The sequence below is a fragment of the uncultured Caballeronia sp. genome (assembly GCF_964243625.1).
Taxonomy (GTDB): Bacteria; Pseudomonadota; Gammaproteobacteria; order Burkholderiales; family Burkholderiaceae; genus Caballeronia.
The window spans coordinates 1-14,908 of sequence record NZ_CAXTGZ010000099.1; the positions used below are offsets into that span (position 1 = coordinate 1).

15 protein-coding genes are annotated in these 14,908 nt (G+C 61.5%); 13 read left to right on the forward strand and 2 right to left on the reverse strand.

Annotation, left to right across the window (positions count from 1 at the left end):
- Positions 1–70: 70 nt before the first annotated feature.
- Positions 71–952, reverse strand: a complete 882-nt coding sequence (locus ACFFAR_RS09335) for an aldo/keto reductase family oxidoreductase (protein ID WP_375507798.1) — start codon at positions 950–952, stop codon at positions 71–73.
- Positions 953–1,053: 101 nt separating this feature from the next.
- Between ACFFAR_RS09335 and ACFFAR_RS09340 the strand changes: the two genes are divergently transcribed.
- The 13 genes from ACFFAR_RS09340 to ACFFAR_RS09400 all read left to right on the forward strand — a co-directional run bounded on the left by ACFFAR_RS09340 (position 1,054) and on the right by ACFFAR_RS09400 (position 14,210).
- The gene (locus ACFFAR_RS09340) at positions 1,054–1,968 is read left to right on the forward strand and encodes a LysR substrate-binding domain-containing protein (protein WP_174362591.1); all 915 of its coding nucleotides are present in this window, start codon (positions 1,054–1,056) and stop codon (positions 1,966–1,968) included.
- A 261-nt stretch (positions 1,969–2,229) separates the two neighbouring features.
- Positions 2,230–2,925, forward strand: coding sequence for a GntR family transcriptional regulator (locus ACFFAR_RS09345; RefSeq protein WP_375507799.1), 696 nt, complete (start codon positions 2,230–2,232; stop codon positions 2,923–2,925).
- Positions 2,926–2,961: 36 nt separating this feature from the next.
- The gene (mtnK, locus tag ACFFAR_RS09350; protein ID WP_174362589.1) at positions 2,962–4,224 is read left to right on the forward strand and encodes an S-methyl-5-thioribose kinase; all 1,263 of its coding nucleotides are present in this window, start codon (positions 2,962–2,964) and stop codon (positions 4,222–4,224) included.
- Between the two features lie 15 nt (positions 4,225–4,239).
- Complete coding sequence (gene mtnA / locus ACFFAR_RS09355) at positions 4,240–5,319, forward strand: S-methyl-5-thioribose-1-phosphate isomerase (protein WP_174362588.1); 1,080 nt, start codon at positions 4,240–4,242, stop codon at positions 5,317–5,319.
- Positions 5,316–5,978, forward strand: a complete 663-nt coding sequence (locus tag ACFFAR_RS09360; protein WP_375507800.1) for a class II aldolase/adducin family protein — start codon at positions 5,316–5,318, stop codon at positions 5,976–5,978. The genes mtnA and ACFFAR_RS09360 overlap by 4 nt, the downstream gene beginning before the upstream one ends.
- Positions 5,979–6,051: 73 nt before the next feature.
- Positions 6,052–7,164 carry a substrate-binding domain-containing protein gene (locus ACFFAR_RS09365; RefSeq protein WP_174362586.1) on the forward strand — a complete coding sequence of 371 codons (1,113 nt, stop codon included), beginning with the start codon at positions 6,052–6,054 and terminating at the stop codon, positions 7,162–7,164.
- 80 nt (positions 7,165–7,244) lie between these two features.
- Positions 7,245–8,798 carry an ATP-binding cassette domain-containing protein gene (locus ACFFAR_RS09370; protein ID WP_174362585.1) on the forward strand — a complete coding sequence of 518 codons (1,554 nt, stop codon included), beginning with the start codon at positions 7,245–7,247 and terminating at the stop codon, positions 8,796–8,798.
- A complete protein-coding gene (locus tag ACFFAR_RS09375; protein ID WP_062001688.1) occupies positions 8,795–9,796 on the forward strand; it encodes an ABC transporter permease in 1,002 nt (333 codons plus the stop codon). The genes ACFFAR_RS09370 and ACFFAR_RS09375 overlap by 4 nt, the downstream gene beginning before the upstream one ends.
- A 31-nt stretch (positions 9,797–9,827) precedes the next feature.
- A complete protein-coding gene (locus ACFFAR_RS09380) occupies positions 9,828–10,838 on the forward strand; it encodes a dihydroxyacetone kinase subunit DhaK (RefSeq protein ID WP_062001689.1) in 1,011 nt (336 codons plus the stop codon).
- A gap of 12 nt (positions 10,839–10,850) precedes the next feature.
- Entirely contained in the window at positions 10,851–11,477 is a 627-nt protein-coding gene (locus ACFFAR_RS09385) for a DAK2 domain-containing protein (RefSeq protein ID WP_174362584.1), read from the forward strand.
- A gap of 402 nt (positions 11,478–11,879) precedes the next feature.
- Positions 11,880–12,323, forward strand: coding sequence for a DUF2231 domain-containing protein (locus tag ACFFAR_RS09390; RefSeq protein WP_174362583.1), 444 nt, complete (start codon positions 11,880–11,882; stop codon positions 12,321–12,323).
- Complete coding sequence (locus ACFFAR_RS09395) at positions 12,316–13,635, forward strand: PQQ-dependent sugar dehydrogenase (RefSeq protein ID WP_174362582.1); 1,320 nt, start codon at positions 12,316–12,318, stop codon at positions 13,633–13,635. The genes ACFFAR_RS09390 and ACFFAR_RS09395 overlap by 8 nt, the downstream gene beginning before the upstream one ends.
- A gap of 182 nt (positions 13,636–13,817) precedes the next feature.
- Positions 13,818–14,210 (forward strand): tautomerase family protein, encoded by a 393-nt coding sequence (locus ACFFAR_RS09400; RefSeq protein WP_075357438.1) that lies wholly within the window; start codon positions 13,818–13,820, stop codon positions 14,208–14,210.
- On the opposite strand, the gene ACFFAR_RS09405 is transcribed toward ACFFAR_RS09400, so the two are convergent.
- Positions 14,207–14,695, reverse strand: a complete 489-nt coding sequence (locus tag ACFFAR_RS09405; protein ID WP_375507801.1) for a ProQ/FINO family protein — start codon at positions 14,693–14,695, stop codon at positions 14,207–14,209. The two genes, ACFFAR_RS09400 and ACFFAR_RS09405, sit on opposite strands and share 4 nt — an antisense overlap.
- Positions 14,696–14,908 lie beyond the last annotated feature (213 nt).

The following is a 14,908-nucleotide window of genomic DNA, read 5'->3' on the forward strand; positions in this document are numbered from 1 at the left end:
GACAAAAGGCGCCTTTGTTCAGGCGCCTTTTTTTTGTCGGTCATTCGGCGGGCCGGCCGGCCAAACACCTTCAATGCCCGGACTGAACCCCACCGAGCGTATTGAGTTCGGCGAGCACATCGTCCGGCAGCTTCAATTGCGAAGCCTGCAGGTTTTCGCGCAGATGCGTGACCGACGACGTCCCCGGAATCAGCAAGATGTTCGGCGCGCGATGCAAGAGCCACGCAAGCGCGACTTGCATGGGCGTCGCTTCCAGGCCCTGCGCAATCGTCGAAAGCGCCGATGACTGGATCGGTGTGAAGCCGCCCAGCGGAAAGAAGGGTACGTACGCAATGCCCTGGGCTGCGAGGTCATCGACGAGTGCGTCGTCGCTGCGCTGGATCAGGTTGTAATGGTTCTGCACGCAGACAATCTCGGCAATCCCTTGCGCTTGCTTGATCTGCGTCGGCGTCACGTTGCTCAGACCAATGTGGCGCACGAGCCCTTGGCGCTGAAGCTCGGCGAGCGTCTCGACCTGCTTCGCAATCGATCCCTCGGCCGGCGCGTGGATGTCGCCCATGTTGCGTATGTTCACGATCTCGAGTGCATCGAGCCCGAGGTTGCGAAGATTGTCGTGAACGCCGCGTTTCAGATCGTCCGGCTCGAGGGCCGCGTTCCATGAACCGTCCGCGCCGCGAACGGCGCCAAGCTTCGTGACGATCACGAGGCCGTCCGCATACGGATGGAGCGCCTCGCGAATGATCTCGTTGGTGACGTGGGGGCCGTAGAAATCGCTGGTATCGATGTGATTGACGCCTGACGCCACAGCCTCGCGAAGCACGGCCACGGCCGCATCGCGGTCCTTCGGCGGACCGAACACGCCAGGTCCGGCAAGTTGCATGGCGCCGTAGCCCATGCGCCGCACCGTGTGGCCCGCGAGAGAAAAGGTATCAGTGGTGTTGAGGTTCGACATGAAGATCTCCGTGAAAGGTATGACGCCAGTATGAGACCGATTGCGCTGTTCGATAATCGGGTCTAGATTGCACAGGTCGTGCACTATTTTGAACAATGCCCATGGAATTCAATGATCTTGCCGCATTTGTATCGGTCGCGCGGGCCGGCGGCTTTCGGGACGCCGCACGCATCAGCGGCGTATCGGCGTCGAGCCTCAGCATTGCCGTACGACGCCTCGAGGCCAAGCTCGGACTGCGCCTGCTGAACCGGACCACGCGCAGCGTGGCGCCGACCGAGGCGGGCGAGCGTCTCATCGAAAAGCTGTCGCCGCTCTTCAGTGAAATGGAAGCGGCGCTGGACGTTCTGAACGGTTTTCGCGACAAACCCACGGGCACGCTCAAGCTGAACGTGCCGTCGAGCGCCGCGCGGATCGTTTTGCCGACGCTCATCGCGCGGTTTTTGAAGGCTTATCCGGACATTCGGGTGGAAGTGGTGGTCGAGGATGGTTTCGTCGATGTGCTGGCGATCGGTTGCGACGCCGGCATTCGCTACGACGAACGTCTGGAACAGGACATGATCGCCATCCCGATCGGGCCGCGCGTGCAGCGTTTCGCGACCGCGGCAGCGCCGGAATATCTTGACACGCACGGCAGGCCCACGCATCCCCGCGAGCTGCTCGAGCACGCGTGTCTGCGCGGCCAGTTCGCGGGCGGCGCCATGCCAATGTGGTTCTTCGAACGCGACGGTGAGGTGGTGCGGCTGGACCCGTCAGGACCGCTTCTGGTCAGGCCAAGCGCTGCGGTCGAACTCGCCATCAGCACCGCTGTAGCCGGTGTGGGAGTGGTCCATCTTTTCGAGGGGATGCTTCAGCCGTATCTGGATAGCGGCGCGCTGGAGCCGATCTTGCAGCCCTGGTGGCCACAATTTTCTGGACCGTTTCTTTACTATCCGGGGCGCAGGCACTTGCCGGCGCCGCTGCGGGCGTTTATCGACTTTATGAAGGCCGAAGGTTCGCTGGCCGCTCCAGATTTCTGACCGTTTCCGGACGGGAGACGGGCACATTGCATCGCACAAGATCAAGCCTGCTGACCGTAGGTCAGCCAGTCTCGTAACCGCATCCGCTTTCGCTTCGACCGCGCATGTTGCGCCACATGAATCGCGTTTTCCTTCCCGCGAGTGGGGTGCCTTCGACCCTGTGAAATCAGGGTAAATCCCAGAAAAAACATCAGACGTCTGATGTATATTGCAAAAAAGTTTGAGAGAAAGGCTCCCATGCGCTTGAGCGTCGAACAATCGATGAGCGACAAGATCCAGGAATCGCTGCTGGCTATGATTCGCGAAAAAGGCCTTAAACCAGGGGATCAGATCCCGACCGAGATCGAGTTGTGCGAGTTGCTGGGCGTGGGGCGGTCGAGTTTGCGCGAAGCCGTGGCGCAAATGATCTCGCATGGATTGCTGTCGCGGGTCCAGGGGCGCGGGACCTTCATCAGACAAATTTCGCTGAAGCTTAAGGGCGGTCTGGATGATCTGATGTCCGTGACCGACATGATCAAGAGCGTCGGCGCAGTGCCCTCAACAAGCAGGCTGCAGATCGAGAATATCGAGGCATCGGAAAGCCTGGCGGAAAAGCTGGCGTTGGATGTGGGCCATCCGTGCGTGCGCATAGAACGGGTCCGGCGGGCGAACGATGCGGTTGCGGCGTATTGCATCGATATTGTCTCGAAAGAGGTGTTCGATTCCGTCGGCAACGATCTCGGCGAATCGCTCTTCGCCATGCTCGGCAGGACCGGCCGCAGGCTGTCGCACACGCATACGTCCGTCCAGCCGACCATCCTGACGCCGCGCGACCTGCCTGAACTGGGCGATGGCTTCGGCCTGTTCCTGCTTCTGGATGAGGTCGATTTCGATCAGAGCGGCGATCCGCTTTGTTATAGCAACGACTACTACAACACGAGCATCTTCAAGTTCGACCTGGTTCGCAAACGTCATTGAGACGCGGGCAGAACCGGGGGACACGGAGGAGACATCATGGAATTCGAGGCGTTGAATGCTTCGGAACTGACGGCTTACCTGCGGGGCATTCCTGCTGTGCACGCGTTGCTGGGCGAGCCGGCGGAACTGGATATTGCGGAAGTGGGCGACGGCAATCTCAACTACGTCTACTTCGCGAGCAACGCAGGGGCTGCTGAAAAAAGCGTGGTGGTGAAGCAGGCACCGCCGTTTCTGCGGCTGGTCGGCAAGACATGGCCGCTTGGACGCGAGCGCATGGAGCGTGAAGTCGCCGCGCTCAGGCGCTTTGGATCGTTATGTCCGCAGCATGTGCCCAAGGTCTATCACGCGGACAGCCAGCTATTCCTGATGGTGATGCAGCGGCTTGCCAGTCACCGGATCCTGCGGCAAGGGCTGACGGATGGCGTCGTGTATCCGAGGCTTGCGGATCACTTGTCCACGTACCTTGCGAACACGCTCTTCTTCGGCTCGGATCTTTTTCTTAACGCCGACATCAAGAAACAGGCGATGAGCGCAGCCGTGAACAGCGAGTTGTGCGGGATCACCGAGGACCTGGTTTTCACGTATCCGTTCGAGGACCATCCATCGAACGTATATAGCGCTAAATTGCCAAGGGCGGCGCTGGAACGCCTCAGGCAGACGCCCGCATTGCGCGTGGCCGCGGCTGAAATGAAATGGGCGTTCATGAACCACGCCGAGACCTTGCTGCATGGCGACCTGCATACGGGTTCCATCATGGTCAACGAGGACGAGACCTATGTGATCGATCCCGAGTTCTCGTTCTACGGTCCCATGGCGTTCGACATTGGCGCGGTGCTCGCCAATCTTCTGCTGGCCTATTTCTCGCGCGACTGGCACGGCCGGCTTCACGACGGGCGGCCGGAAGCCTATCAGGCGTGGCTGCTGGAACAGGTCAGCACGATCTGGTCGGCGTTCGCCGCCAAGTTCCAGAAGCTATGGCGGGAACACGAAGGCCGCGGCAAGACTTCTTTCATTGGTGACGATCCGGACCGCGCCTGCGCCGATGCCTTCAAGGCGCGCTTCATGCAACGGCTTCTCGCCGATACCCTCGGCTTTGCTGGCTGCAAGATGATCCGCCGGATCGTGGGCATGGCGAAGGTTGCGGAGATCGCGCACATTCCGGACGACACGGCACGCGCGGCGATCGAAGTGCGTTGTCTGCAATGCGCCGAGACGCTGCTGGTCGAAAGGCAATCCCTGACCGATATCGAACAGGTCGTTCGTCTGGCGCGGGCGCTTCAGTCCACCAACAATCAATAACCAACCGGAGCACGCATGAAATCGGCGCCGCTGTTTTCGAGCCTTCCAGCGACCATCACGTGGGAAAACGGCAGCTTGTCGATCCTCGACCAGACCCGTTTGCCTCGCGAAACCATCATCGAAAACGTGACGACGGCCGAACAGGTCTGGCGTGCAATCCATGAACTGCGGGTTCGCGGTGCACCGGCAATAGGCGTAGCCGCAGCCTACGGTTTATGCGTCGCGATGCGCGCATCCCTTCATCTGCCGATACATGAAGTCCGCGCGGCGCTTGCGCAGCAGGCGGCTTATATAGACAGCGCGCGTCCCACCGCGGTCAACCTGAGCTGGAGCCTTAAGCGGATGTTGCAGGCGGCGCAGGCGTGCGATGCCAATGATTCCGCCGCGCTTCTGAACGCATTGATCGCAGAGGCCGTTGCGATCCACGCGGAAGATCAGGCGCTGTGTGATGGTATCGGCGAGCATGGCCTGCCGCTGATCACGCCTGGCTGCGGAGTGCTGACGCATTGCAATGCGGGCGCGCTTGCGACCACCGGTCTTGGCACCGCAACCGCGCCCATATACAAGGCACATGGCGAGGGGCTGACATTCCGCGTCTACGCCGATGAAACCCGTCCGCTTCTGCAGGGCGCGCGCCTGACCGCCTACGAGTTGCAGCAGGCGGGCGTCGATGTCACGCTGATCACCGATAGCATGGCGGCGTCGATCATGGCGCAGGAACTGGTCGACGTGGTAATCGTCGGTACAGACCGGGTTGCGGCCAACGGCGACTTCGCGAACAAGATCGGCACGCTCGGGCTTGCGATCGTCGCGCGGCACTTCAACATTCCGTTCTACGTGGCCTGTCCGTCGTCAACGCTCGACCTTCACACGGCGACGGGGCGTGACATCGTGATCGAAGAGCGTCACGACGACGAAATCACGCATCTGTACGGCGAACGTGTTGCGCCGGCCAACATGAAGGTCCGCAACCCCGCTTTCGATGTCACGCCTAACCATCTCGTCACGGGTTTCATCACGGAGCGGGGCATCGTTCAAAAACCTTTCGATACCAACCTGGCAGCGTTGTTCGCCATGGAAGGAGACGCAGCATGACCGAGGCCGCGCTGCGTTCGGAAATAGTGGAGACAGCGCGCGAGATGGAACGTCTCGGCATCAATCAGGGCACGTCGGGCAACGTGAGCGCACGGTTCAGCGATGGTTTCCTGATCACGCCAAGCGGCATCCCGTCGGCACAATTGGACCCGGCCTCGATCGCGTTCCTGCCGATGGATATAGATGCGTCCTCGTCGCTGTTTGCGCAGTTGCGGCCATCGTCGGAATGGCGCATTCACCGCGACATCTTGCAGGCGAGGCCGGAGATTGGCGCAGTGGTTCACACGCATTCCAGCTCGGCCACGGCGCTCGCCATTCACTCACACGGCATCCCCGCGCACCACTACATGGTGGCGGCCGCGGGCGGCAATTCCATCCGATGCGCGCCGTACGCAACCTTCGGCAGCAAGGAGTTGTCCGATTACGCGATGCAGGCGCTGAAGGACCGCACAGCGTGTCTGCTGGCGCATCACGGCGTGATTGCACTGGGTCGGGATCTCGCGCGTGCGCTATGGCTCGCACACGAGGTCGAGGTACTGGCGAAGCAATATCTGCTGGCGTGCCAATTGGGAACGCCGCCCGTCTTATCCGATGAACAGATGAACGAAGTCGTGGAGAAATTCAGGAACTATGGACCACGAAGAACCAAGGATGCCTGAATAATTTTCTTCAAATGTCGTACCCGCAGCGCGCAACAGAACCGCCTTTATAACTTGAAAAATGGAGACAGTCATGGCCTGGAATTCAGGAAGATTTGACGCATGGAGCAAGCTGGGTGCACGTACGGGAACAGCGGTCTTATGCGCGGCAGCCGCGCTCTCCGGCTGTTCGAAAAGCGAATCGCCTTCAACGACCACCGCCGCAAGCGACGCAGGCGCAAGTCCCACTGCAGTCGCAAGCGCCGCACCCGCGGCCACGGCGGCATCGGGCGGGAAGACGAAGATCGGTTTCTCGGTGTCTACGCTGAACAACGCATTCTTCGTCGGCTTGAAACTCGGGGTGGAAAAGGGTTCGAAGGAACAAGGCTTCGATCTGGTCCAGACGAACGCAAACGGCGACGCACAGCAGCAGGTCAATGACGCGATCAACCTGCTGAGCCAGGGCGTGACTGCGCTGGTGCTCAATCCGATCGACTCGAAGGCGATCATTCCGGCGGTCGAAAAGGCCAACAGCATGGGCATTCCCGTGTTCACGCTGGATCGCGGCTCCGATGGCGGCAAGGTGACGTCGTTCGTGGCGTCGGACAACGTGGCGCTCGGCACGACGGCGGCAAAGTGGATCGCGGATCAGTTGAAGACGCGTTATGGCTCGCCCAAGGGCAACGTGGTCGACCTGATCGGGTTGGTCGGGACGACGGCTGCCACCGACCGCGAGAAAGGCTTCTCCGATGAAATCGCGAAGTATCCGGACATCAAGGTCGTGGCCCGCCAGGAAGGCGCGTTCGACCAGGAAAAGTCACTCAACGCGATGACGAACATCCTGCAAAAGTACCCGCAAATCGATGCAGTTTTCGGTGCGAACGACGACAACACCGTGGGTGCGGAAAAAGCTATCGACAACGCCAACCGCTACAAGCCGCTCGGCGACAAGGAGCACATCATGGTGATCGGCGCCGACGGCACGGCGCAGGCATTGTCCGCGATTCGTGCCGGCAAGCAGGACGCAACCATTTCGCAGAACCCAATCGAAATGGCGGCGAAGGCGCTGAGTTTCATCAAGGACTACACGGCGAAGAAGGACGTGCCGGCGAACTATGCATGGCCGACCTTGTTGATCGACAAGTCGAATATCGACTCCGATACCACCAAGAAATACGGTCTCTGGTCGCTGCAGGTCAGCCAGTAATCGCCGTAATCGACCAAGCGCATGCGTGTCCGCAAGTCTCCGATGGCGCGGAGCGCATGCCTCGCAAGAGAGATCCGATCATGAGTGCCGAAACGAGTTCGCCCGATCTTTCCGGCGGCGTGCAAGAGGCGCCGGAGAGCGGCAACGTGCCGCTGCTGCGCATGGAGGGCATCGTCAAGAGTTTCCCCGGCGTGAAGGCGCTGCGGGGCGTCAGCCTGTCGTTGCAGGCGGGTCACGTGATGGCGATCGTCGGTGAGAACGGCGCAGGCAAGTCGTCGCTGATCAAGACCTTGTCGGGTGCGTATGAGCCGGACGAAGGCCGCATCGAGATCAACGGCGTGCCGCTTGCACGCGGAACCAATGCGGCGATCGACGCCGGCGTCGCCGTGATTTACCAGGAGCTGTCGCTGATCAACGACATGACCGTCGCGGAGAATCTGTTCCTCGGGCGCATGCCGTCGCGCGGCGGTTTCGTGATGCGGCGCGAAGCCAACGAACACGCGCGCCAGGCGCTTGCGCAAGTCGGACTGGATAACGTCTCGCCGTCCATGCGTCTCGGCGATCTGCCGTTGAACAAGCGGCAGCTCGTGGAAGTTGCAAAGGCGGTCGCACGCGACGCCCGCATCCTCGTCATGGATGAACCTACGGCAGCGCTGCAGCGTGGCGACATCGCCAATCTGTACGCCGTGGTCCGGCGGCTTCGCGCGGCAGGGATGGGGATCATCTTCATCTCGCATCATCTGGAAGAGGTATTCGAGCTGGCGGACTCGGCCGTCGTGATGCGCGATGGCGCAACCGTCAGTTCGCGGCCGATGAACCAGTGGACCGAGCAGGAGCTCGTGCAGGCCATGGTCGCGCGCAATCTCGATTCGTTTTATCCGTGGGAGCCGCGCGACTACGGGCCCGTCGTGCTCGAAGTGCGCGATCTGGCGAGCCCGCCAATCGTGCGGCATGCGAGCCTCAGCGTGAGGGCGGGTGAGATCGTGGGTATCGCGGGAATTGCGGGTGCGGGGCGCACGGAGTTGTTGAAAGCGATCTTCGGCGCGCTGCCCGTCACGAAGGGCGAGCTGCTGATACGCGGCAAGAAGGTCAGCATCAAGTCGCCAACCGATGGCATCCGGCACGGACTCGTCTATACCGCCGAAGACCGCAAGCTCGAAGGTCTCGTGCTCGAGGCGAGCATCGAGGAGAACGTCGCGCTTTCGAGCCTGAAGGCGCTTGCAACCGGCGGCTTCACCAGCAACGCAAGAAAACGCAAGCTCGCGCAGGAAGCGAGCACGCGCTTCGCGGTGCGTTCGCCATCGGTCATGCAGATCACGGGCAATCTCTCGGGCGGCAATCAGCAGAAGGTCATCCTGGGACGTGCCACGGCGACTCAACCGGCCGTGATCATGCTCGATGAACCCACGCGCGGTATCGACGTAGGCGCGAAGACCGAGATCTATGCGCACATGGTATCGATGGCGCGCGCCGGTGCGGCCGTCATCATGGTCAGCTCGGAATTGCCGGAGTTGCTCGGCATGTCCGACCGCGTGCTGGTGATGTACAGAGGCAGCATCGTCACGGAGATCGCACGCGACAAGGCGAACTCCGAGACGGTGATTCAATGGGCTACGACAGGAGTAGGCGCATGACGTCGACAGCAGCAAAGCAGGCGGATCAGGAGGCGCTATCGCGCCGTTTCATCCGGCAGTTACGCAGCGGTATCGGACCTTTGTTCGCGGCGCTCATTCTCATATGCGTGGTGCTGTCGATCGCATCGCCCGAATTTCTCACGACGAGCACGCTCACCAACATCATGGTGCAGGTCTCCGTGGTGGGCATCGCAGCGGTCGGCGGCACGTTCGTCATCATCACGTCCGGGATCGACCTGTCGGTCGGCTCGCTGGTCGCGCTGAGCGGGATGGTCGCGGCAACGGTGATGGCGGGATCGGTGCCGGGGAACATCGGGCTGGGTATCGGCGGACTTGCGGTGGCGCTTGCCGTGGGCGCGTGCGTGGGCGCGTTGAACGGACTCTCGGTCGCGTGGTTCAGGCTGGTGCCGTTCATTGTCACGCTGGCCATGATGGCGATGGCGCGCGGCCTCACGCTCGCCATTTCCGATGGCCGCACCAAGTTCGACTTCCCGAACGCGTTCACCGCGTTCGGGGCAAAGACGGTTGCCGGGCTTCCCGCGCCGATGATCGTCATGCTGGTCGTTTTTATTGTCGGGCATGTGCTGTTGCGCAAGACGACCTTCGGGCATCAGGTCTTCGCGGTCGGCGGCAACAAGGAAGCCGCACGGCTCGCCGGTATTCCCGTGCGGCGCGTGATCTTCCTGACGTACACGCTTGCCGGTGTGACGGCGGCGATTGCAGGCATCGTGCTCGCGGGACGGCTGAATTCGGCGCTGCCCTCTGCGGCAAACGGACTCGAGCTTCAGGTCATTGCCGGCGTTGTGATCGGCGGTACGTCGCTTGCCGGCGGGCGCGGTTCGATCATTGGCACGTTCATTGGCGTGGTGCTGATCGGCGTGATCAACGTGGGCCTGTCGCTGCTCGGCGTCAATCCATTCTGGACGCAATTCATTCAGGGCGGCGTCATCTTCGCCGCCGTCATGCTCGACGCGCTCAGCCAGCGCCGCAAGGTGTGAGCCATCGCAGTTTCCTTTCAAGGAGCATCACGTGAAAAAGATCATCAACCAGCCGGATCAGTTCGTGGATGAAGTCATCGATGCGCTGTTGCTCGCGCATCCGGGCTGGATCAAATCCGCGACCGCTGACAACCGTGCGCTCGTGCGCGCCGATGCACCGAAGCAGGGTCGCGTGGGCATCGTGACCGGCGGCGGGTCGGGGCATATGCCGGGCTTCCTGGGCTACGTGGGCGAGGGTTTGTGCAGCGGCGTGGCGGTGGGCAACGTGTTTTCATCGCCGTCGTCGGAACAGATTTTCGAAGCCACGAAAGCCGTCGATGGCGGCGCCGGCGTGCTGTACGTGTACGGCAATTATGGCGGCGATGTCTTCAACTTCGACCTCGCTGCGGATCTGGCGGAACCGGAAGGCATCGATATCAAGACAGTGCTGCTCACTGACGACGTGGCGTCGGCACCGAGCGCGCGCAGTGCTGAACGCCGGGGCGTCGCAGGGATGGTGTTTGCGTTCAAGTGCGCGGGGGCATCGGCGGAACGAGGCGATTCACTCGATGAAGTCGCCCGCATCACGGCAAAGGCGAACAACCAGTGCCGCACCATGGGCGTGGGCCTCTCGCCGACCATTCTGCCGGCTGCGGGCAAACCTACATTCACGCTGCCTGAAGGCGAGATGGAGATCGGCATCGGCATTCATGGCGAACCGGGCACGCATCGCGGCGCACTCGAAACCGCCGATCAGATCGCAACGCGCCTGACCGGCGAGATCCTTGCCGACCTGAATGCGCCCAAAGGATCGCGCGTCGCAGTGCTCATCAACGGGCTCGGTGCGACGCCGCTCGAAGAGTTGTATTTGTTGTATCGGCGATCGGCTGCGATCATCGGCGAGCAGGGTTTGACGATCGCACGCTCGTATGTGGGCGAGTATGTGACGAGCCTCGAAATGGCGGGTGCGTCGATCACGATCATGCTTGTCGATGACGAACTCGAAGCGCTGCTTGCCGCACCGGCGCGTTCGCCTTTCTTTCGCGAATGGTCGCAGGCTTGAACGGGGGACGTCATGAGTATTTCTTCCACTGAACTGCGCGACGTGCTCGCGCGCACGCTCGCCACGCTGCCGGGCCATGCCGAAGAGTTGCGCGAACTCGATGCCGCACTCGGCGACGGCGATCTCGGCATTACCGTGCAAGCGGGATCGGCGGCGGTCGTGAAGGCGCTTGCCGGGTTGCCTGGCGAGGCGACCGTGGCCGAAGCGCTGCTCGCTGCGGGGAAGGCATTTTCGACCGCGAATCCATCCACGTTCGCGGCATTGATAGGCGGCGGATTGCTGGCGGCATCGAAGACCATGGCGGGGAAGGACACGGTCGGCAAGAACGAGGCGTTGACCATCGGGCGTGCGGTTGCGGGGCGCATCATCGAACGCGGGAAGAGCCAGGTCGGTGACAAGACCGTGCTCGACGCGCTCGTTCCAAGTCTCGATACTCTCGAAAAATCAGACGGCGATATCGATGCGTTGCTGGCCGCGATGATCGCGACATCGCAGGAACGCGTGGAGGCGACAGCGGGGTTGCAATCACAAAAGGGACGCGCGGCATGGGTGCAGGAACGCAGCATTGGACATGCCGATCCGGGCGCTACCGCGTACTTAAGGTTTCTCGAAGCGTTGCGGGAAGGCGTGAAGGGTTAAGCCTTCAGCACGCCTGCCTTGCGTAGTATCTCCAGAAATACAGCCAGTGGACTGTCATTCGTCGATACAGTCGTGAGGCTGTATTTTGCCTTCCCCGAACGCAAAATAATTAAAAGCCAAAGCCTCGGGCACGTGATGTGCGTGACGCATAGGGCTCGTCCAACTGGAAAACGCTGCCTGCATGACCTGCGCCCAAGCTTCGGATCGTTCTGGATCCCAACGCTTGCAAAATCCTTTCGATGAAGGCGTGCCGCATCTCTGATGACCGCATGCCCTGCGGGGTTTGAGTTGCGTGACGCGATGCCCGAGCGGTACGAGCCGGGAAAACGATGCACCGTGGATTAGACCTTTGTCACCGGTGCATCGTTTATCGCATCTTTACCTTCAGTGAAGGACTTACCCATGACTCCAACCAGCCCGAGATATCGGTCAAGACTGGCGACATCACTCTTCGATCTTTTAAATCCCATCCCGTACGGACTTTTCGTCGGCACCCTGATCTTCGACATTATCTACGCGATAACAGAAAATGTTTTCTGGGCTAAAGGTGCTGCGTGGCTCGTAACCGTCGGACTCATTTTCGCGATCATTCCACGCTTCATCAATCTCGGCCACGTCTGGTTCGGATACCGCTACGCAGGCAAAAATCGCGAGAGGCTGGCCTTCTGGCTGAACCTGCTCGGCATTGTCGCGGCAATCGTGAACGCATTCGTTCATAGCCGCGATGCTTATGCCCAGGTTCCGCTGAGCGTCATTCTTTCAGTCATTACAGTCGTGTTGCTGATCCTTGCTCAAATCGTGCTCGCGTTCGACAAGTTCGATTTCAAGGAGACGGCTCGTGAATAGATCCATCTTGACCAGCGTGATCGCGGTGGCCGTCGCGGCTTCGTTCAGCGGATGCGACGAGAAAGCCAAATATGATTCCGCGCATCAGGCCGGCGCCAATCCGCCATTGCCGAGCGCTCAGAGTTTCTTCACGCCGCCCATGCAGGTACCCAAGCATGTTGGATGGCAGAACAACGAAACACCCAAGGTCGCGGACGGCCTGAAGATCGAGAAGATCGCGTCCGGGCTTGAACATCCACGGCAAGTGTATGGGCTTCCTAACGGCGACATCCTGGTAGCGGAATCCAGCAGCCCCGATGCCGAGCCTGTAACCACGCCGAAGCAGTTGATTGCGGGCATGGTCCAGAGCCGTTCGGGCAAGGAAGCGAAGGGTGGCAACCGCATCACGTTGCTGCGAAAGCGCACCGATGGCAGCGGCGAATGGGACAAGCATGTCTTCATCGATCATCTGCATTCGCCGTTCGGCATGCAACTGGTCGGCGACACGCTGTACGTGGCCGATACCGACGCCATCCTCAAGTTCCCGTACAAGGCCGGCGATACGGCCATTACCACGACCGGTGTCGAACTGACCGACCTTCCGGACCGGGTCAACCATCACTGGACCAAGGCGCTGCTCGCGAGCCCGGACGGCAAGAAGCTTTTTGTCGGCGTCGGATCGAACAGCAATGCCAGCGAGAACGGACTCGACGTCGAATACCGCCGCGCTAACGTCCTCGAAGTGGATATCGCCACTGGCGGCAGCCGCATCTTCGCGGCCGGCATACGCAATCCGACCGGGCTGCAATGGGAACCGAAAACGGGACAACTCTGGGCAGTCGCCAATGAACGCGATGAAATCGGTGCAGACCTTGTTCCGGACTATTTGACCTCGGTGAAAGACGGCGCCTTCTATGGCTGGCCGTACAGCTACTATGGGCAGAATGTGGACCGGCGCGTGCAGCCGCAACGCCCCGATCTGGTCGCGAAGGCGATCCCGCCGGATTATGCGATCGGCTCGCACGTTGCGCCGCTCGGCTTGTTGTTTTATACCGGCGACAACCTTCCGGCACAGTTCAAGGGCGGGGCTTTTATCGGCGAGCATGGCAGTTGGGATCGTTCGCCGCTGAGCGGTTACGCGGTCGCGTATGTGGCGTTTGAGAACGGCAAACCGGTCGGCACGCCGAAACCTGTTGTGACGGGCTTTGTGACCGCTGACGAGAAGGAGCTGCGCGGCGCGCCGGTCGGGCTGGCGCAGGGTCAGGACGGCGCGCTCATCATCGCCGACGATGCCGGCAACACCGTCTGGCGCGTGACGAAAGCAGGAGGTTGAACATCACGTCGCAAGAGAAAAAACAGCAGTTCCTTACGTCTTGCGGGCGGCGCGCGGTCTCTGTTGCGGATCGCCTGCCGCCCGTTTTCGTGGCCGGCCGGTTGTGTCGAAAATTTGGAGTTGCCGCATAATCCAAGCGAGCAACATCCATTGCCACGCATTTGATCATGTAAGGAGCCGATATGCCTTTGGTCAGAATCAACGTCTCGAAAGAAGCCTCCGCTGATAGCGTCCAAGCCATCAGCGATGTCATCTATGAAGCCATGCTCGCCGTTGCGAATGTTCCGGCGAACGACCGGTTTCAGATCATCACGCGCCACGCGCCGGGCGAGCTCGTGTATCCCACGGAGGGATACCTGGGCATCGATTATTCGCCAGGCATCGTTTTTATACAGGTGACGTGGAATGCAGGGCGCTCGGTCGATGCAAAGAAAGCCTTCTACAAAGCGGTTGCAGAAGGCGTTCATCAAAAAGCGGGGGTGCGGATCGAGGACGTGTGGATCAGTCTGATCGATGTCCAGCGCGAGAACTGGTCGTTCGGGAACGGTGAAATGCAGTACGCGCCAGCCGATTAAGACTCGCTCGGCTCGGAAGCCGCTGCCGGCGCTGATTCGGCAGGCGCGGCTTCGGCGGGTGCTGCAGTCGTCGCCTGCGCCTTGGCCGCAACGCGGGCTACCCGCGCTTCCTCGAGCTTCTGCGCGCGAACCGCATCTTCCGGGGATACGCGGCCGGCCTCTGCGCCCGAAAGATCGACGCGAATCGCGTCGACGCTCATTGCGCTCCAGTAGCGGCTGCCGCGGATGGGAACGATCCTGCCTCGGTGGCCGCCCTGCCTGCCGCTCCAGTGGCCGCAAGCGGTCCGCCACCAAGGCGCGTGATCATGCCGCAGACCGGGCCGCGACCGATCTATACGGCACCGCCGCCAGCACCGGGCGCGCCTGCGCGCAGCCGTCCGATCTTTGAGCGGCCGCGACCCGGCAGTGGTCCGAGCAGCGGCGGTCCAGGTGCTCCGGGCCAGCGTCCCGGCTTCCTTCCTCCCGGTGCACGTCGTCCCATGCACCCCACCCGCACCTTCCCGACCGGCGGACCCGGCGGAGCTCCCGGCCGTCCCGGCTTCACCCCCGGCGCACGTCCCGGCTTTCCCGCGCGTCCAGGCTTCGGTGGCCCGCCACGACCAGGCGGTGCGCCCGGCATGCTCCCCGGCCCGGGTGAGACCCCTGGCAGCCCGCGCCCTGCCGCTCGTCCCGGCCAGCGCCGCGGCGGTCAACGCTAC